The sequence below is a fragment of the Promicromonospora alba genome (assembly GCF_042654905.1).
GTDB classification, from domain to species: domain Bacteria; phylum Actinomycetota; class Actinomycetes; order Actinomycetales; family Cellulomonadaceae; genus Promicromonospora; species Promicromonospora alba.
In genome coordinates this window covers 709454-726104 of record NZ_JBHSFI010000004.1, presented here as the reverse complement: position 1 = coordinate 726104, position 16651 = coordinate 709454, and the positions used below count along the sequence as shown (strand labels likewise).

Annotated in this window: 12 protein-coding genes; 4 read left to right on the top strand and 8 right to left on the bottom strand. The window is 73.8% G+C overall.

The features are described 5' to 3' along the window. Window positions 1–27: 27 nt before the first annotated feature. Window positions 28–5802: an SCO7613 C-terminal domain-containing membrane protein gene (locus ACFO6V_RS14175; protein WP_377136374.1), complete on the top strand. Its 5775-nt coding sequence runs from the start codon at window positions 28–30 to the stop codon at window positions 5800–5802. 38 nt (window positions 5803–5840) lie between these two features. On the opposite strand, the gene ACFO6V_RS14170 is transcribed toward ACFO6V_RS14175, so the two are convergent. The 6 genes from ACFO6V_RS14170 to ACFO6V_RS14145 all read right to left on the bottom strand — a co-directional run bounded on the left by ACFO6V_RS14170 (window position 5841) and on the right by ACFO6V_RS14145 (window position 11090). After that, a complete protein-coding gene (locus ACFO6V_RS14170) occupies window positions 5841–6434 on the bottom strand; it encodes a GNAT family N-acetyltransferase (RefSeq protein ID WP_377136372.1) in 594 nt (197 codons plus the stop codon). Window positions 6435–6486: 52 nt separating this feature from the next. Next, entirely contained in the window at window positions 6487–7449 is a 963-nt protein-coding gene (locus tag ACFO6V_RS14165) for an alpha/beta hydrolase (protein ID WP_377136370.1), read from the bottom strand. A 91-nt stretch (window positions 7450–7540) separates the two neighbouring features. Further along, window positions 7541–8854, bottom strand: a complete 1314-nt coding sequence (locus ACFO6V_RS14160) for an MFS transporter (RefSeq protein WP_377136368.1) — start codon at window positions 8852–8854, stop codon at window positions 7541–7543. After that, window positions 8851–9468 carry a winged helix-turn-helix domain-containing protein gene (locus ACFO6V_RS14155; RefSeq protein WP_377136366.1) on the bottom strand — a complete coding sequence of 206 codons (618 nt, stop codon included), beginning with the start codon at window positions 9466–9468 and terminating at the stop codon, window positions 8851–8853. Before ACFO6V_RS14155 ends, ACFO6V_RS14160 begins: the two co-directional genes overlap by 4 nt. A gap of 129 nt (window positions 9469–9597) precedes the next feature. After that, window positions 9598–10359, bottom strand: a complete 762-nt coding sequence (locus ACFO6V_RS14150) for a sulfite exporter TauE/SafE family protein (protein ID WP_377136364.1) — start codon at window positions 10357–10359, stop codon at window positions 9598–9600. Next, window positions 10356–11090 carry a FadR/GntR family transcriptional regulator gene (locus ACFO6V_RS14145; RefSeq protein ID WP_377136615.1) on the bottom strand — a complete coding sequence of 245 codons (735 nt, stop codon included), beginning with the start codon at window positions 11088–11090 and terminating at the stop codon, window positions 10356–10358. The genes ACFO6V_RS14150 and ACFO6V_RS14145 overlap by 4 nt, the downstream gene beginning before the upstream one ends. A 103-nt stretch (window positions 11091–11193) precedes the next feature. Between ACFO6V_RS14145 and ACFO6V_RS14140 the strand changes: the two genes are divergently transcribed. Genes ACFO6V_RS14140 through ACFO6V_RS14130 form a run of 3 tightly spaced genes read left to right on the top strand, consistent with a single transcriptional unit; the run spans window position 11194 to window position 15214 of the window. After that, window positions 11194–12516, top strand: a complete 1323-nt coding sequence (locus tag ACFO6V_RS14140; protein ID WP_377136362.1) for an SLC13 family permease — start codon at window positions 11194–11196, stop codon at window positions 12514–12516. A 5-nt stretch (window positions 12517–12521) separates the two neighbouring features. Next, window positions 12522–13739, top strand: a complete 1218-nt coding sequence (locus tag ACFO6V_RS14135; RefSeq protein WP_377136360.1) for a CaiB/BaiF CoA transferase family protein — start codon at window positions 12522–12524, stop codon at window positions 13737–13739. After that, window positions 13736–15214, top strand: coding sequence for a carboxyl transferase domain-containing protein (locus ACFO6V_RS14130; protein WP_377136358.1), 1479 nt, complete (start codon window positions 13736–13738; stop codon window positions 15212–15214). Before ACFO6V_RS14135 ends, ACFO6V_RS14130 begins: the two co-directional genes overlap by 4 nt. Before the next feature lie 33 nt (window positions 15215–15247). Here the strand turns inward: ACFO6V_RS14130 and ACFO6V_RS14125 are convergent, their stop codons facing one another. Both ACFO6V_RS14125 and cpt read right to left on the bottom strand, forming a co-directional pair. Continuing rightward, window positions 15248–16048: a sulfite exporter TauE/SafE family protein gene (locus tag ACFO6V_RS14125; RefSeq protein WP_377136356.1), complete on the bottom strand. Its 801-nt coding sequence runs from the start codon at window positions 16046–16048 to the stop codon at window positions 15248–15250. Continuing rightward, window positions 16032–16589: a chloramphenicol phosphotransferase CPT gene (cpt, locus tag ACFO6V_RS14120; protein ID WP_377136354.1), complete on the bottom strand. Its 558-nt coding sequence runs from the start codon at window positions 16587–16589 to the stop codon at window positions 16032–16034. The genes ACFO6V_RS14125 and cpt overlap by 17 nt, the downstream gene beginning before the upstream one ends. Window positions 16590–16651 lie beyond the last annotated feature (62 nt).

The following is a 16651-nucleotide window of genomic DNA, read 5'->3' as shown; positions in this document are numbered from 1 at the left end:
GCGGACAACTCCGACAGGATGTCCGGCATGCCTCCGACCTGGGCCGGCGACGTCGTCGCCCGCCTCACCGACACCACGCGGTGTCCCGCCTGCGGGGAACACCTCGCGTCCGTCGTCTGCGCTGCCTGCGGGCTGAACGTCTCGGGCAGGCAGGCGCAGGACGTGTGGCGGCTGTCCGTCGCCGCGGCGGACAGCCTCCGGGACCGGGAGGCGGTGCTCGACGCGATGCGGCGGGCACAGGGCATCACGACGGGCGGCGAGGTCGGCTCCGGCACGCGGGTCGCGGACGGCGCGGCGCGCTCGGCGCCCGTTGCCGGCACCGTGCCGGTCCCTGCGCCGCCGGCACCGACCCTGCCGGCACCGACCCTGCCGGCACCGACCGGGTCGGCACCGACCGGGCCGTCAGCGATCCCGCCGTCGATGTTCGCACCCCCGGAGTCCGCGCCGCTGACGCCTCGCGCGCCGGTGCCCGCCCAACCGCTGCCCGTTCCGTCCGCGCAGCCGGTGCAGTCCGCACCGCCGGTGCGCCAAGCCGAGGTGACGCCTCCGGCCGCGACCAGCCCGCGGCAGCCCGCGGTAGCGCCCGTCGGCGCCGGACGGGACGCCGCTCCGGCGCCGCTCCCGTCCGGCCCGGGCATCTCGCTGCAGCCGATCCTCGCAGGCGCGGGAGCGGCACTGCTCGCGGTGTCCGCGGTCGTCTTCGTGTTCTTCACGTTCGGCGACAACCTGCTGCTGCGGGCGGTCGTCACGGGGATCGTCACGGCCACCGCGGTGACGGTCGGCGCACTGCTCCGCCGGGCCGGGCTGCGCACGACCAGCGAGGCGGTCGCCGCGCTCGCGGTGGTGCTCGCGTGGGTGGACGTCGAGCTGGGCATGCAGGCGGGCCTGCTCGGACAGGTCGATCCGGCGCTGGCCCGGGCCACGGTGCTCGCGGTGCTGGCCCCCGGCTTCGTCGCGCTCGGCGCGTGGCTTCGGGTGCGCTCGTGGGTCTCGGCGGGACTGGTCTCGGCTCCGGTGGTTCCGGTACTGGTCGCCGCCGGCCTGCCGTTCACGCTGTGGTCGATGTGGTGGTGGGCGTCCGCGCTGCTGCTGGTCGGCGTCGTCGCGTGGGCGGCGATGCGCATGGCGCCGCTGGCCGGCGAGCGGTCCGGCTCCCGGCTGGTCGCCGAGACGTGGGTGCTGCGGGTCGTCCGGGCGGCCGGTCCGCCGCTCGCCCTGCTGGCCGCTCTCGGCGCCCAGGCGGTGACGCCGGACGCCGTGACAGGTACGACGGCGATCCTGTGGTCCGGCGTCGTGCTGTTCGCCGTGGTGCTCGGGGCGTGGCTGCGGGTTCGCTCCTGGGCCTCGGCAGGTCTGGTGTCGGCGCCGCTGATCCCGGTGCTGGTCCTGCTCGTCTTCCCCGGCCCGGCGTCGTCCGCGTGGTGGTGGGTGCTCGCGTTCGTGCTCGTCGCGGTGCTCGCCTGGGCGGCGATGCGGCAGCTCCCGAAGTTCGGACGGCGGCTCGGCGGTGCTGTGACGTTCGAGCTCGAGGAAGGAGTGCTGCGCATCCTCCGAGGTGCCGGGCCGCCGCTCGCCCTGCTCGCCTCACGGGGTGCCGAGGCGTTGCCGCCGTTCACCGGGCCAGGCTCGACGGCCGTCCTGTGGTCCGCCGTGGTCGTCCTCTCCGCGGTGCTCGGGTACTGGCTGCGCGTCCGTTCCTGGACGACGACCGCACTGGTCACGGCACCGTTCGTGCCGGTGCTCGTCGGGCTGAGCCTGCCCGCCTCCGTATGGTCGATGTGGTGGTGGGCGCTCGCCCTGGTGCTGGTCGGGCTGGTCGCCTGGGCGGCCGGCCGGGCGGTGCCGAGCCTCTCGGTGCGGCACGACGCGAGCTTCCCCATCGAGTCGACGACGCTCCGGGTGATACGCGCGGCGGCCTTCCCGCTCGCGCTGGCGGCGTCCTGCACCGTGGAGGCCCTGCCGTCCCTGACGAGGCTGGGCGCGACCACGGTGCTGTGGTCCGGTGTGGTGCTGCTCGCGGTCGCTCTGGGCTACTGGCTCCGCGTCCGGTCCTGGCTGTCGACGGCGGTAGTCGCCGCGCCGTTGGTGCCGGTGCTCGCGGCGCTCAGTCTGCCCGGCGCCGCGTGGTCGGGGTGGTCGGTCTGGTGGTGGGTGCTCGCCCTGGTACTGGTCGCCGTGGTCGCGTGGGCGGCGATGCGCCTGCTCCCGGCGCTCGTCCGGCGCCTCGACGCGCCTGGCGGGTCGCTGTTCGCCGTGGAGGCCCGGGTCCTCCGGGTGGTGCGCGCCGCCGGGTTGCCCGCCGCTCTCGTCGCCTCCCTCGTGGCTGTGTTCATGGTGCCCGTCGCGCCCCTGACCGGGCTGGGCGCCGCCGCGATTCTGTGGTCAACGGTGGTCCTGACCGGAGCGGTGCTCGGCCATGCGCTCCGGGTGCGGGCATGGACGTCCGTCGGGGTCCTCGCGGCGCCGGTCATCCCGGTGCTGCTGCTCGGCGCCGTCGACCCGGCCGACGGCTCCTGGCTGCCCGCGGTGGCTGCCCTCGCCGCCGCGCTCATCACGCTCCTCGGGCGTGCCGCCCGCTGCGTCTCCGGGCCGCGCATCGGGTCCCCGCTACGGGCCGAGATCGTTGTGCTCGACGTCGTCGCGCTCGTGGCGGTGCCGTTCGTCGTGCTCCTCGCGTTCTCCGTCGACCAGCCGGAGGCGTTGCCGGGCCTCGGCGGCACCGCGCTGCTCGTCGCCCTGACGGCGGTGACCGTCGCGATCATGCGGCGCGTCACCCACCACCGACACTGGACGGTCCTCGGCGGTGTGCTCGCGGTCGCCGCGGGTGGCCTGCTGGGCGGGATCGGCCAGTGGTCGGGAGCGGGCTGGGTCCCGTTCGGGGCGGCCTGCGTGTGGACGGCGCTCGCGCTCCTGACCGCACCACGTCTGCTGCGGACGGTCGGTCTCGGCTCCGTCCGCGGGGCGCTGGCCCCGACCACCCGGGACGACCTGCTGCTCAGCGGCTGGATCGTCACGGCGGCCGCCGCGGTCCCGGCCGTGGGGCTGGTCCTGCTCCGCGTGACGGACGCGTGGGTAGCGGCCTGGTCGGTGCGGGACACCAGCTGGTCGCTGCCCACCGGCGCGCTGATTCCCCCGGCATCGACTGACCCGGCGCGCAGGGCCGTCGAGAGCCTCGTGAGCCTGAACCTCCCGTGGGCGCACCTGGGGACCGCCGCGCTCGTGGTCGTCACGCTGCTGGCCGCCAGGCTCGCGCGGCGTGGGCGGCGGGTCGAGGCGGTCGTTGCCCCGGTGGCCGTGCTGCTTGCCGCGTTCGGCCTCGCGCTCGACCCCCGGCTCGCCATCGCCTTCTCGCTCACCGCCGTGGCGGTGCTCGCGTTCACGCTCGTCGCGGCCACGGCCGACCGGTCGGCGGCCTGGCGCACGCTGCGTCCGGCCGTCGTCACCGTGCAGGGGGCGGTCCGGGCGCTGGTCCGCGCGTCGGGGCGGCTGCGTTCGATCGGCGGGACCGGCATCACCGGCGCCGACCTGCGTCTCGCCCGGGCCGCCGCACTCACCGGCGCGTTCGCCGCGACCGGCATGCTCCTCGCCTTCTCCTGGGCGTCGCGCCCGACGGCGGCCGCCGGCGCGCTCGTCGTCTGCGTGCTGCTGCTCTCCCTGCGCGCCGTCCTGCGGCCGACGACGCACCCGTGGCTGGTCGGTGCCGGATACGCGTACCCGCTCGCCGTGCTCGGCGTCGTGCTGAGCTGGTTCGAGCTGTCCACCGTGGCGGCGATCTGCACGGTCTCGGCGGTCGCCTCGCTGGTGGCCATCGTGGTCACGCTCGGTGGACGCACCTCGCGCAACGAGTGGTACGTGGTCCTCGGCGTCACCGCCGGGCCGTTCGCGGCGGGCGTCGTCACGGTGGTGCTCGAACGGACCTGGTGGTCGGCGGGCGCCGCGGCGGCGATGCTGGCGCTCGAGCTCGTGCTGCTGCTCACCGCCCGTGTCGGGCTGGCGCACGTCGTCCGGGCCGGAGCCGCCTTCCTGCTGCTCCCCACGGCGTCCGTCATGGTCACCAGCGTGGGGGCCATGATCCTGGAGGTCTCCGGATCCCCGTACGTCCTGCCCGCCGTCGCACTGTTCGTCTCGGCGGTCGCGGGCGGGGCGGCCCGCATCGCGGAACGGATAGCCACCCGGGTGCCCGACGGCGGGCCGCTGCTCGCGGCTGCGGTACGCCGGAGCCTGGAGCGGTCGGTACTCCTCACGGGAGCCATCACCATCTTCCTCGCCTACGCGCGGCCGGCGGCCGGACCGGACGTCGCGGTCGCGGTGCTGCTGCTGCTCATGGCGGGTGCCGTGCTCGTCGCCCGCGAGCCCGGGCGGCGGCGTGTCTGGCTGCTGGTCGCGGCGCTGGGGCTTGCGGCGCTCTGGACGGCACTGGGTGGCGGCGAGGTGCGGCTGGTCGAGGCCTACACCCTCCCGCCCGCACTGGCCGCCGTGGCGGTCGGCGCCTTCGTCGCCTGGCGGAGGGGACGTTCCGAGCCCGGCGCGGAGCCCGACGCCGAGGCCGCTGCTACGACGGCCGGCGCCGGCACCACGTCGGTCACTGCCGCGACGCATGCCTGGCGGCTCGCCGCAGTCGGCGCGGGACTCGCCGTCGTGCCGAGCCTCGTGGTGCACCTGACCCGCACCGAGCCCGCCGACTGGCGGCCGTTCGCCCTAGTGGGCGGCGCTGTGCTCGCCCTGGCGACCGCGTACGCCCTGGACCTGCGGCCGGTACGCGAGCGGCTCGCCTTCCTGCGCGACTCGTGGACGCGTCCGGTGCGGCGCGGCCTGGTGGCCGTAGGCGCCCTGGCCGCGCTGAGCGGAGTGGTCGAGTCGCTCCACGTCGCGGGCGAGCCGGTGTACTGGATCGGGGCCGCCGCGGGGCCCGCGCCCGGTCTGCCCCCGCTGACCTGGTACGACGGTTCCCCGTTCGGTACGCCGGTCGCGGCCGGCTGGGTGTTCGCGGCCGGTCTCGGGTGGGCGCTCCTGTCGGGCGCGCTGCTGGTCGCGGCGGCCGTCCTGGCGCGCCGGTCGGCACGCGGCCGGACGGCGTCGTGGCTCGACCGCTGGGGCATGGCGCCGGGCCTGGTGCTCGGGACGCTCGGCGCGGTGGTGAACACCCGCCCGGTATGGGGCTCGATAGTGTCGCTGCTGGTGGTCGAGCTCGGGCTCCTCGCGCTGCTCGTGCTGGTCACGCGGCGGGCGGGCCGTCCGGGAGTCGGCGCTCCACCGTGGCTGGTCTGGCTGTGCGCCGTTGCCGTCGCGATCGCCGCCTGGGCGCCGCGCGAGCTGCGCGTCGAGGCGTTCTCGGTGACGCTGGGCGCGGGCCTGATCTGGTCGGGTGCGACGGCGCTGCGTCGCTGGATGGCGGCGGGCGAACCGAAGGACGCGTCTGTCAGCCTCATGACCTGGCCACTCGGTCACGGCGGCTCCTGGCGCACCGTCGGCCTCGGGATCGCGGCCCTCGTCGGCCCGTCCGTGCTGTCCACCGCCACCGACCCGCTGACGATCCGGGCGTCCTGGGTGGTGCTGGCCGCCCTCGCGTCGGTCCTCGTCGGGTCGCGTCTGCGCCTCTCGGCACCGTTCTGGCTCGGGGTGTGGACGCTGGCCGTCGAGGTGGTCATCGTGTTCGCGAAGCTGGGCGTCGGCGTCTCACCACTGCCGTGGATCCTCACCCTCGTCCCCGCCGCCGTCGTGCTGCTCATCATCGCGACGCTCGACGAGCGCAGGACGGCGGCCTCCGGAGGCACCGCGGCATATCTGCGCGACCTGCGCTGACGCCGCCAGGTGCGGCCCCGCCGTGCGCGACGGCGGGGTCAGCGAGGCTCGGGCACGGCGGCGCCGGCCGTGAGCCTGGCCTCGAGACGGTCGCGGACGTCCGGCCACTCCTCCGAGAGGATCGAGAAGTACAGCGTGTCGCCCACCGAGCCGTCGGGCGCGATGCGGTGCGCCCGCAGCCTGCCCTCCTCCTGTGCGCCGAGCTTCAGGATCGCGGCCCGTGACCGGTCGTTCCGCGCGTCGCAGCGCAGGGCGACGCGGCGCAGCCCCAGCTCGTCGAAGGCGTGCCGCAGCAGCATCAGCTTGCACGCCGGGTTCGTCATCCCCGCCCACCAGTCCCGGCCGTAGAACGTGGAGCCGATCTCGACCCGGCGCTGCCCGGTGCTGAGCTCGTAGAACCGCGTGGAGCCACGCACCTCGCCGTCCGGCCCGAGCACGGCGAAGGCGAGGTGATCCCTGGCCGCGAGGGCGGCGTCCACGTACGCCTCCATCGCCGGGACGGTGTCCGGGAGGGCGCTGGTCATGCCCGCCCAGAGCTGCGCGTCGACGAGGCCGGCCAGTGCCGGGGCATGGTCGTGGGACAGCGGTTCGAGACGGACGCCGTGGGCCGCGAGGTGGAGATCGTGCTGCATGCGGTCATCCCACCACGAGCTCGAACCACCACAAACTCAAACCACCACGAGCTCAGACCGTCGCGTCGAGCCAGTCCAGGACGGTGGCCAGGTACTTCTCGCGGGCCGGCTTCGGGGACAGGACCAGGTCGTGGGCGCCGCCCTCGATGACGGCGAGGTCCACCGCGGCCCCCAGCTTCTGGGCGCGAGCGTGCATGTGCGCGACGTCGAGGACCGCGTCGGTGCTGAGCATCACGGCGGCCTCCCCGCCGTCGGGCCCGGTCTTGTCGCTGGTGCACACGAGGACCGGGCAGCGCACCGCCAGCCCTCGGCCGACCTGGCGGTGACCGCGCCGGATCGCGGCGCTCCAGCCCGCGTGGGCGGGGAACCCACCGTGCGGCTTCCAGCGCAGGTCGTAGTCCCACTCGCCGCTCGTGGCCTGGTGCAGGGCCCGGCCGTAGTCCTCGCTCGGCTTCTTGTTCACGACGGTTCGGGGCGCGATCCGCCCGAGCACGTACACGGCCTGGGTGAGCAGCGTCCGGTCCGACCAGGTTCCCCGCAGGTCGAACCACGGGCTGTTCAGCACGAGGGCCGTCACCCGGTCGGGGCGCACGTTCGCGTACAGCGAGACGATCAGCCCGCCCGTCGAGTGCCCCAGGAGCACCAGCCCGGCGTGCCCGTCGGCGGCGATGACGTCCGCCGCCGCGTCCAGGTCCTGCTCGTAGAGCCGCAGGTCGTTCACCATGTTGGGGGCACCGCCCGCCGTCGTCCACGCGTCGATGGAGCGCCCGTGGGCGCGCAGGTCGATCGCGTAGAACGGGTAGCCCCGCGCGGCGACCGCCTCCGCGAGATTGCGCTGGAAGAAGTAGTCGGTGTACCCGTGCACATACAGCACGGGCGGTCGCCCGACGGCTGGCCCGTCCTCAGGCGTGTAGCGGACCAGCGTCGCCTCGGCGCCACCCGGCAGCCGTAGCGTGCGCGCCTCGAAGCCCGCGCCCAGCACGTCCTCGGTCCAGCCGTTCCCGCTGTCGTCCATGTCGCTCCCGTGCGTCATGCCTGCCTGGCCGGCTCACCGTGTGGTCTGCCGTGCGTGCTGCCGTCGGCTGACGATATAGGTAACCGAGCGCCTACAGGGGGGCGACGGCGGGTGGTGTCGCGCTGGATCGCGCAGCGGCGGCGAGGGCCCGTTCCCGGCGCAGCGCGGGGAGGAAGCAGACCGCACCCAGCGTGCTGAACACGCCGCCGATCACCATGGCGGCCTGGACGGACAGGACTCCCGCCGCCCAGCCGAGCGCGGGGGCGCCCAGGGAGTACGCCGCGAACGCCACCATCGACGCCATCGAGAGCACCGTCGAACGGTTCCGGGACTCGGCCTCGCGGTGCAGCAGCGCCTGGTAGGCGGGCCCGTTCGCCCCGTGCAGCCCGTAGGTCACGAGATAGGCGGCGACCAGGCCCACCGGGCCGAGCGCGAGACCCATCCAGACTGCCCCGAGCCCGTTGAGGAGGCGCGCGATGATCGCCGTGCGCGCCACCCCGATGCGGGGCGTGGCGAGCCCGGTGAGCGCCGCCCCGCCGGCGAACACGGCCCATCCGGCCGCCGCGGCGGGGCCCGCCACCGCGGCACCGGCGGCTGTTCCCCCGAGCAGCTCGGCCAGGCGGATCGGCTGGAACGTCTCGTACACCACCATCCCGACGCTCCAGAACACCTCGACCAGCAGCAGCCAGCGCAGCACCCGGTTGTCCCGCGCCAGCCGCAGGCCGTCGCGGATCACGCCCGGCGCCTGGCGCGCGGACTCCAGGACCCGGCCGGCCACCCCAGCATTCCGGCCGCCCGACGGCGCGACGATGCGGGGCACCTCGCGGACCAGGATCGTGACGGCGACCAGATGAACCGCGGAGAGCACCGCGTACACCGCGTACGGGAAGGCGAGCGACGACCAGGCTTCGAACGGGTGCCACCAGACGAGCACGCCCGAGAGGAGGGCGCCTGCGGCGATCGAGGCGCCCAGCACGGTGCTGTGCGCGGCCAGCGGCCGGTCGACGTCGGCCCCTGGCTCGGTGGCGTGCACCGTGTCGACGAACCATGCCTCCAGCGGACCGGAGTCGAGCGCCCGGAAGACGCCGGTGGCCGCCGCGGCCAGTGCGAACGCCCAGAACGTCGTCGCGCTGAGGAACAGGACGGCCGCCACCACCTGCAGCACCGCCGCCGCGATGAGCATCGGACGGCGGCCGAGGGAGTCGGCAAGACCGCTGGTCGGCAGCTCCAGCACGAACACCGTGAACCCGGTGAGGGACAGTGCCGTGAGCGCCTCGGGCACGGAGAGGCCGCGTTCGATCGGCAGCAGCGTGGTCACCGTGACGATCAGCCCGACGGGGAACCACCGGGTGAGGGTCAGCAGCAGGAACGCCCGTCGCGCCCGGGCCGGCGTCAGCGGCGTCATGACGGCTCCGCCTCATCGTCTTCGCCGGCATCCCCCGCGCCGTCGGGAAGCTCGTCCGGATCCAGGGGGTAGGCCGCCTGCCAGAAGGTCACCCGGCGCGCGCCGGGGGCGGGCTCGGCGTCGCGGTAACGCTCGAAGACCGCGTCCAGCTCCCGCCGCAGCTTCCGGAGCTGTTCCGGGTTCACGGTGACCCACGTGTCCCCCATACCCGCCGCGTCCTGCCACTCGCCGGGCCATGCCTCGGCGACGTCGAGCCAGTGGCCGAAGTCGTTGCTGAACAGGCGCAGGTAGTCCCGTTCCAGCCAGCCGAGCGCGGTGGCGGCGTCCTCGTCCTGGGCGAGCTCCGTGCGCTCCCAGCTGTGGGAGCTCGTCGCGGCACGCCACAGCCGTTGCTTGCCCGCACCTTCGCCGGTGTCCGCGACCAGGCCCACGGACTCGAGCTTGCGCAGGTGATAGCTCGTGGCGCCCGAGTTGGTGCTCAGCGTCGTCGCGAGCGTGGTCGCCGTCGCCGGGCCGCCGCGCCGCAGGGTGCCGAGCAGGCGCGAGCGGAGCGGGTGGGCGAGCACCTTGACGGCCTCGGGGGTGAGGCGGAAGTCATCCTGAGAGGCGGGCATGCGTGCACAATACCCATGCACAAACTCTGTGCACAAGAGTCATGCACAAAAATTGTGCACAGGCACACTGAAGAGTCAGAAGCTCAGGTCACCGGGGTGACCTGAGCTTCTGACAGGTGTCGAGGGTGGTCAGAGGAGCATGACGACGGCGGTCACCACGCCCGCGATGACCACCAGGACGCGGAACACCGTCGGCGGCATCTTGCGGCCGATGCGGGCGCCGACGTAGCCGCCCACCACGGAGCCGGCGGCGAGCAGCCCGATCGCGAGCCAGTCGACGTCGGCGACGAACACGAAGATGAGGGTCGCCACGACGTTCGCGGCGAGCAGCGACACGGTCCGCAGCGCGTTCACGACGTGCACCGGCAGGTCGGTGCCGAGCCCGAGCACCGCGGCCATCATGACCCCGGCCCCCGCCCCGAAGTAGCCCCCGTACGCGCCCGTCAGCACCGAGAAGACGACGGTCGCGGGGGACATGTGGTGGCGCAGCCGGGTCGGCTCGTCGCGGGTGCGGCGCAGCCACCTGCTGATCCACGGCTGCGCGCCGACCAGCAGGCAGGAGACCAGGATCAGCCAGGGCACCACGGCCTCGAACACGCCGGGCGGGAGCGCGAGCAGCAGGACGGCCCCGCCCACCGAGCCGACCGCGCACGTCACGAGGACGGCGAGCGTGACGGCGGGATGCGCACGCAGCTCCTGGCGGTAGCCGAACGAGCCGCTCACCCCCGCGGCCACCAGGCCCGCCGTGTTCGACGCGTTCGCGACGACGGGCGGCAGCCCGACGGCGAGCAGCACCGGGAAGCTCAGCAGCGAGGCGACGCCGACCGTCGAGGAGAGGATCCCCGCGCCGAGCCCGGCGCCGAGGACCGCGAGCTGTTCCCAGCCGGTCATCGGTCCCGGCCCTGCTCCCGGTCCTGGTCACGGAGGAGGGCCACGTCGCTCACCATCTCGACGTGCGCGTGCATGGCGGCCGCGGCGGCCTCCGGGTCGCGGGCCCGGATGGCGTCGGCGATGGCCCGGTGCCCGTTGAGGGAGTTGCGCGGCCGGCCCGGCTGCGAGAGGGACTCGATGCGGCTCTCCCGGATCAGGCTCGCGATCTCCCGCATGGTCTGGGCGAGGAGGTCGGAGTGCGCGGCGCCGGTCACCGCCGCATGGAAGTGCTCGTCGGCCTCGACGCCGCGGTCGCCGTGCGTGATGGCGTCCTCCATCATGTCCAGCGCCGCGTCGATCGCCACGAGGTCGTCCTCCGTGCGCCGCTGGGCGGCCAGCGCGGCGATCTTGGTCTCCAGCGCGTCGCGGATGTCGATGATCTCGGGCATCCGGTCGGCGTGCGCGCGGATCGCCTCGACGATGCGGCTCTCGGTGTGCTTGCCCGTCAGGACTGTCCCGTCTCCGTGCCGCACCACGACGACGCCGACCACCTCCATCGCGACCAGCGCCTGGCTGAGGGTCGCGCGGCTGACGCCGAGACGCGCCGCCAGCTCCCGCTCGGGCGGCAGCCGGTCCCCGGCCTGCAGGCCGTTCTGTCGGATCCAGGCAGTGATCTGCTCCGCGACCTGCTCGTAGAGGCGGGTGCGGGCCAGCGGTGTCGGCAGTTCGGCGGAAGCCTTGGGGGTCACCAGTCGAGAATACTTGACAGAAAGCCCATTGGACTATTGGCTAGGCCACTGATCCATCGTGTCTCGTCGGTCAAAGGTGTCCGCCGCGATGGGAAGAGGAGTTGTCATGGGTCCTGAGTGGATCGCGATCATCGCGCTCGTCGCGTTGTTCGTCGCCGGGACGGTGCTGCCGATCAACATGGGGGCGCTGGCCTACGTCGCGGCCTGGTTCGTCGGCGTCTTCGCGCTGAACATGGACGACAAGGAAGTACTGGGCGGCATCAGCGCCGACCTCGTGCTCACCCTGATCGGCGTCACCTATCTGTTCTCCATCGCCAAGAACAACGGCACCGTCGACCTCATCGTCTCCAAGGCCGTGCAGGCGGTCGGCGGCAGGGTGGCGCTGATCCCGTGGGTCATGTTCGCCGTGACCGCCCTGCTCACCGCCATGGGCGCGGCAAGCCCCGCGGCGTGCGCCATCATCGGCCCGGTGGCCCTCGGCTTCGCCCGCCGCTACAAGATCAACCCGCTGATGATGGGCATGTTCGTGGTGCACGGCGCCCAGGGCGGCGGGTTCTCTCCGATCAGCATCTACGGCACCATCACCAACTCGGTCATGACCGACGTCGGCTACGAGGGCACCGAGATCGCCGTCTTCGTCGCGTCGCTCGCCATCAACACGGCGATGGCCGTGATCCTGTTCCTCGCCCTCGGCGGCCGCCAGCTCATGCGCGAGCGGGTCGACCCCGCCGAGGCGGCCGGCCACATCGCCAACGACCTGCACACCGGTGGAAAGTCCGTGACCGTCAGCGGACAGGGCGCCGGCGTCTCGACCACCACCCAGGCGCTGGGCGTGCGCCGCGACCACGTGCTGACGCTCGTCGCCTTCGCCGCGGTCGCCACCACCGCGCTCGCGTTCGACCAGAACATCGGCTTCGTCTCGATCACCGCCGCCGTGGCGCTCGCGATGCTGTCCCCGCACCAGCACAAGGACGCTGTCAAGCAGATCGCCTGGCCCACCGTGCTGCTGGTGGCGGGCGTGAGCACCTACGCGACGATCCTCAACGAGGCCGGGTCACCCGAGTACATCGGCACCTGGGCCGCGGGCCTGGGCATCGCCGCGATCGGGGCGCTCGTCCTCTGCTACGTCGGCGGCATCGTCTCGGCCTTCGCGTCGTCGACGGCGCTCCTGCCGGTCATCATCCCGATCGCCGTGCCCCTCATCGCGACCGGCGGCGTGAGCCCGTGGGCCATGGCGGCGGCCCTTGCCGTCTCCTCGACCATCGTCGATGTCAGCCCCTTCTCCACGAACGGAGCCCTGATGCTCGCCAACCGCCCGGACACGATCTCGGAGCAGGCGTACTACAAGCAGATCCTCAACTACGCCATCATCGTCACCCTCGTGGGGCCGCTGCTCGTCTGGGCCATCCTCGTGCTGCCGGGCTGGTGAGCACGATGACCGGTCCGCTGGACGACGTCGTCGTCGTCGACCTCTCCCGGGCCCTGGCCGGGCCGCACGCCACGATGATGCTCGGCGATCTGGGTGCGCGCGTCGTCAAGGTGGAGGTGCCCGAGCGGGGCGACGACACGCGTGGCTGGGGCCCGCCGTTCGTCGGCGAGGAGGGTGCGCGCGAGTCGACGTACTTCCTGTCCGCGAACCGCAACAAGGAGTCGATAGCGCTCGACCTCAAGGCCGACGAAGGCCTGGCCACCCTCCTCGCGCTCGTCGACCGGGCGGACGTGCTCGTGGAGAACTTCCGGCCGGGAGTGCTGGACCGGCTCGGGATCGGCGTCGACACGCTGCTCGAGCGCAACCCGCGCCTGGTGGTGCTCTCGATCACCGGGTTCGGGCACGACGGCCCGGAGGGCGGCCGTGCCGGGTACGACCAGATCGCCCAGGGCGAGGCGGGGCTGATGTCCCTGACGGGCTCCGGCCCGGACGACCCGCAGCGCGTCGGCGTCCCGATCGGCGACCTGCTCGCCGGGATCTACGGCGCGTACGGCGTCCTCGCGGCGCTGCACGAGCGGCACACGACCGGCGTCGGACAGGTGGTCCGGACGTCCCTGCTCGCGGCGGTCACCGGCGTGCACGCGTTCCAGGGCACGCGGTGGACCGTCGCCGGGGAGGTGGGGCACGCGCAGGGCAATCACCACCCTTCCATAGCGCCGTACGGCCTGTTCCGCTGCCGTGACGGCGCCGTCCAGATCGCGGTCGGCTCCGAGGTGCTGTGGCAGAAGTTCTGCCTGGCCTTCGGGCTCGACGCCGATGCGGAGGGCCTGCGGAGCAACCCCGAGCGGGTCGCCCGCCGCGACGAGGTGATCGAGCTGGTCGAGACGGCGTTCGCCGACCTCGACGCGGACCGGCTGCTGACCCGCTTGGCCGACGCCGGGATCCCGGCGGGCCGGGTGCGTACCCTCGACGAGGTGTACGCATGGGAGCAGACGGCGAGCCAGGGCCTGCTCGTCGACGTCGAGCACACGAGCCTCGGCACGGTGACGCTGCCCGGCCCGCCGCTGCGGTTCTTCGACCCAGCTGGCGCCGAGGTGACCCGGCGGGACCACCAGGCGCCGCCGGTGCTCGACGAGCACGCCGCGGGGATCCGGGCCTGGCTCGACACGCCCGGGCGGGAGTGGCCCGGCCCGGAGAGGCCCGGCCCGGAGGTTGGTCCATGACCCGCCGGTGGACGGCACGCGAGCTGCTCGACCTGGTCCTCGACGCGGACAGCTTCGAGTCCTGGGACGAGCCGGTCGACGCGTCGGGGCACACTGCCGAGTACCGCGCCGTGCTGGCGGCGGCCGCGGAGAAGGCGGGCACGGACGAGTCGGTGCTCACGGGTCGCGGCCGGGTCCGGGGGCGGCCCGTGGTGGTCGTCGTGAACGAGTTCCGGTTCCTCGGCGGCTCCATCGGCCGGGCCGCGGCGCAGCGGATCACCGCCGCGATCCGGCGCGCGACGGCGGAACGGTTGCCGCTCCTGGCGACGACGGCGTCCGGCGGCACGCGGATGCAGGAGGGCACCCCCGCATTCCTCCGGATGGTCGAGATCTCGCGCGCCGTGATGGACCACCGCGACGCGGGCCTGCCCTACCTCGTGTACCTGCGGCACCCGACGACCGGCGGCGTCTATGCCTCGTGGGGCTCGCTCGCGCATCTCACGGTCGCCGAGCCCGGTGCGCTCATCGGTTTCCTCGGGCCGCGCGTGGTCGAGGCCCTGACGGGCGAGGCCCTGCCCGACGGCGTCCAGTCCGCCGAGAATCTCGCCGCCAAGGGCGTGCTCGACGGCGTCGTCGCGCCCGAGAACCTGCCGGCGCTCGTCGAGCGGACGCTCGCGGTGCTGGTGGACCCGCCCTCGGCGCCGTCCCTTCCGCGCCGTTCCGGGGAGGCCGCGGCGGACAGCTCTGCCTGGGACTCCGTGCTCCGGACCCGGGCCGAGGGCCGCGTGGGGGTGCGGGACCTGCTGCGCTACGGGGCCTCGGGGACCGTGCGGCTCTCCGGCACGGAGGAGGGTGAGCGCGACGAGTCGATGCTGGTGGCGCTGACGCGGCTGGACGGTCGGCCGTGTCTCGTCGTCGGGCAGGACCGGACCCGGCAGACCGAGAGCACCCCGATGGGACCCGCCGCGCTGCGCGTGGCGCGGCGCGCGATGGGGCTCGCCGAGGAGCTGCGGCTGCCGCTGGTCGCGGTGATCGACACCCCGGGAGCCGAGCTCTCGCAGGCCGCCGAGGAGGGTGCGCTCGCCGGTGAGATCGCGCGCTGCATGGCGGCGCTCACCCGGATGACGGTGCCGACGCTGTCGGTGATCCTCGGCCAGGGCTGCGGTGGCGGGGCGCTCGCGCTGCTGCCCGCGCAGGCGGTGATCGCCGCAGAGCACGCCTGGCTGTCGCCGCTGCCGCCCGAGGGCGCGAGCGTCATCGTGCACGGCGACACCACGCACGCGGCGGCGATGGCGGAGGCCCAGCACATCCGGGCTGTCGACCTGCTCGCGGAGGGCGCCGTGCAGCGCGTGGTCCCGGAGCGGGAGTCTGACACCGCCCGCGACGTAGCGGTGGCGGTCGCCGCCGAGTGCGCGGCGGTGCTGCGGGAGCTGGACACCGACTCGGTGATCGGCAGTCCGTCAGGTGATCGGCAGTCCGAGTTACCGATTACCTGACGGACTACCGATCACCCGGGCATCGGCCTCTGCTCAGTGCCGCTGCTTCTCCAGGGCCTTGCGGATCTGCTGGACCAGGGCGAAGACGAGGAGCGCGGCGAACGCGATCGACGCGACGTCGTCTGGCATGACCACCGACAGGCTCGCGCCGCCGAACGAGAAGCCCGACGCCACGAGGCCGATGAGCGCGGCCATCTTCAGGTGGACCAGCCGGTTGCGGGCATTGACCCAGGTGCCGGAGACCGCGGTCGGGATCATCGCGACCAGAGACGTGCCCTTGGCCAGCGCGGGCGCGAAGTCGAACAGCGCGGACAGGCCGGGGACGGCGAGCTGACCGCCGCCGATGCCGAGCAGACCGGACGCGACGCCCATGACGAGGCCGAGCCCGATCATTCCCGCGCCGTCGAGCACACTGGGCAGCCCCTGGGCGGTGTCGACGGACGGGGGCTCGCCGAACGCGTCCATCACGGACCGCACGATCCCCGCGACCAGCACCCCGACGAAGAGCCAGCGCAGCAGGGTCTCCGGCACGCGGGCGAGCAGCCGCGCCCCGACGACGGCGCCGATCACCGCGCCCACGACGAGCAGTCCGGCGGCGATCAGGTCGACGGCGTCGTGGGTCAGGTACGGGATGGACCCGACGATCGCCGCCGGCAGGATCGCCGCGAGCGAGTACGCGCTGGCCCGGCGCTGCGTGAGGCCGCCGAGCGACGTCAGGAGCGGCACCATGACGATGCCGCCACCCAGGCCGAACAGTCCGGAGAAGGTGCCGCCGACGACCCCGACGAGGACGGCGCGGGGAGGTGTCAGGGACTCGTCAGTCTGTTCGGTCACCCCGCGATGATCTCAGGTGTGCCGCGATGGTCCGTGCGCAGTCCACCGACCCGGTGTGCGTGGTGTCGACCTCGAGGTCGTAGGTGACCCCCTCGTGCACGACCTCTGCCTGCTTGGCGGCCATGCCCGCGACGCGGTCGCCGCGGGCAGCCTCGCGCGCCTCCGCGACCGCGGCGTCGCAGCGCACACCGACCCACAGCGTCGGGACATCGCCCAGGGCGTCGAGCCAGCGCCGCTGGGACGCGCCACCGCCGAGGAAGACGTCGTCGACCACGATGTGCGCGCCGGCGCGTGCCATGGCGACCAGCCCGGCGATCCAGGCGTCCTGCAGCGCCATGAACTCCTGCCCGACGTCGACGCCGCCGTCGTCCGCGAAACCGATCCCGTCGCCGCCGGTGGTCAGGCGGACGGGCATCGCGTCGACGAGGGTGTCGATGCTGAGGGACAGCCAGGCGTCGGGCAAGGCCGTCTGCAGGCTGCGCGCGAGGCCGGACTTCCCGGAGCTGGAACCGCCGTTGAGGACGATCACCTGGGTGTTCATGCCGCAACGGTACGAGTGGGTGGCGCACGCTACAGTGAATTCCAGGGTTGAGCGGAGTAGAC

Coding starts and splice junctions, on each gene's coding strand:
- ACFO6V_RS14130 (WP_377136358.1), top strand. CDS start 13,736: ATGACCCGCCGGTGGACGGCACGCGAGCTGCTCGACCTGGTCCTCGAC.
- ACFO6V_RS14170 (WP_377136372.1), bottom strand. CDS start 6,434: ATGCAGCACGATCTCCACCTCGCGGCCCACGGCGTCCGTCTCGAACCG.
- ACFO6V_RS14150 (WP_377136364.1), bottom strand. CDS start 10,359: ATGACCGGCTGGGAACAGCTCGCGGTCCTCGGCGCCGGGCTCGGCGCG.
- ACFO6V_RS14175 (WP_377136374.1), top strand. CDS start 28: ATGCCTCCGACCTGGGCCGGCGACGTCGTCGCCCGCCTCACCGACACC.
- ACFO6V_RS14160 (WP_377136368.1), bottom strand. CDS start 8,854: ATGACGCCGCTGACGCCGGCCCGGGCGCGACGGGCGTTCCTGCTGCTG.
- ACFO6V_RS14155 (WP_377136366.1), bottom strand. CDS start 9,468: ATGCCCGCCTCTCAGGATGACTTCCGCCTCACCCCCGAGGCCGTCAAG.
- cpt (WP_377136354.1), bottom strand. CDS start 16,589: ATGAACACCCAGGTGATCGTCCTCAACGGCGGTTCCAGCTCCGGGAAG.
- ACFO6V_RS14165 (WP_377136370.1), bottom strand. CDS start 7,449: ATGGACGACAGCGGGAACGGCTGGACCGAGGACGTGCTGGGCGCGGGC.
- ACFO6V_RS14135 (WP_377136360.1), top strand. CDS start 12,522: ATGACCGGTCCGCTGGACGACGTCGTCGTCGTCGACCTCTCCCGGGCC.
- ACFO6V_RS14140 (WP_377136362.1), top strand. CDS start 11,194: ATGGGTCCTGAGTGGATCGCGATCATCGCGCTCGTCGCGTTGTTCGTC.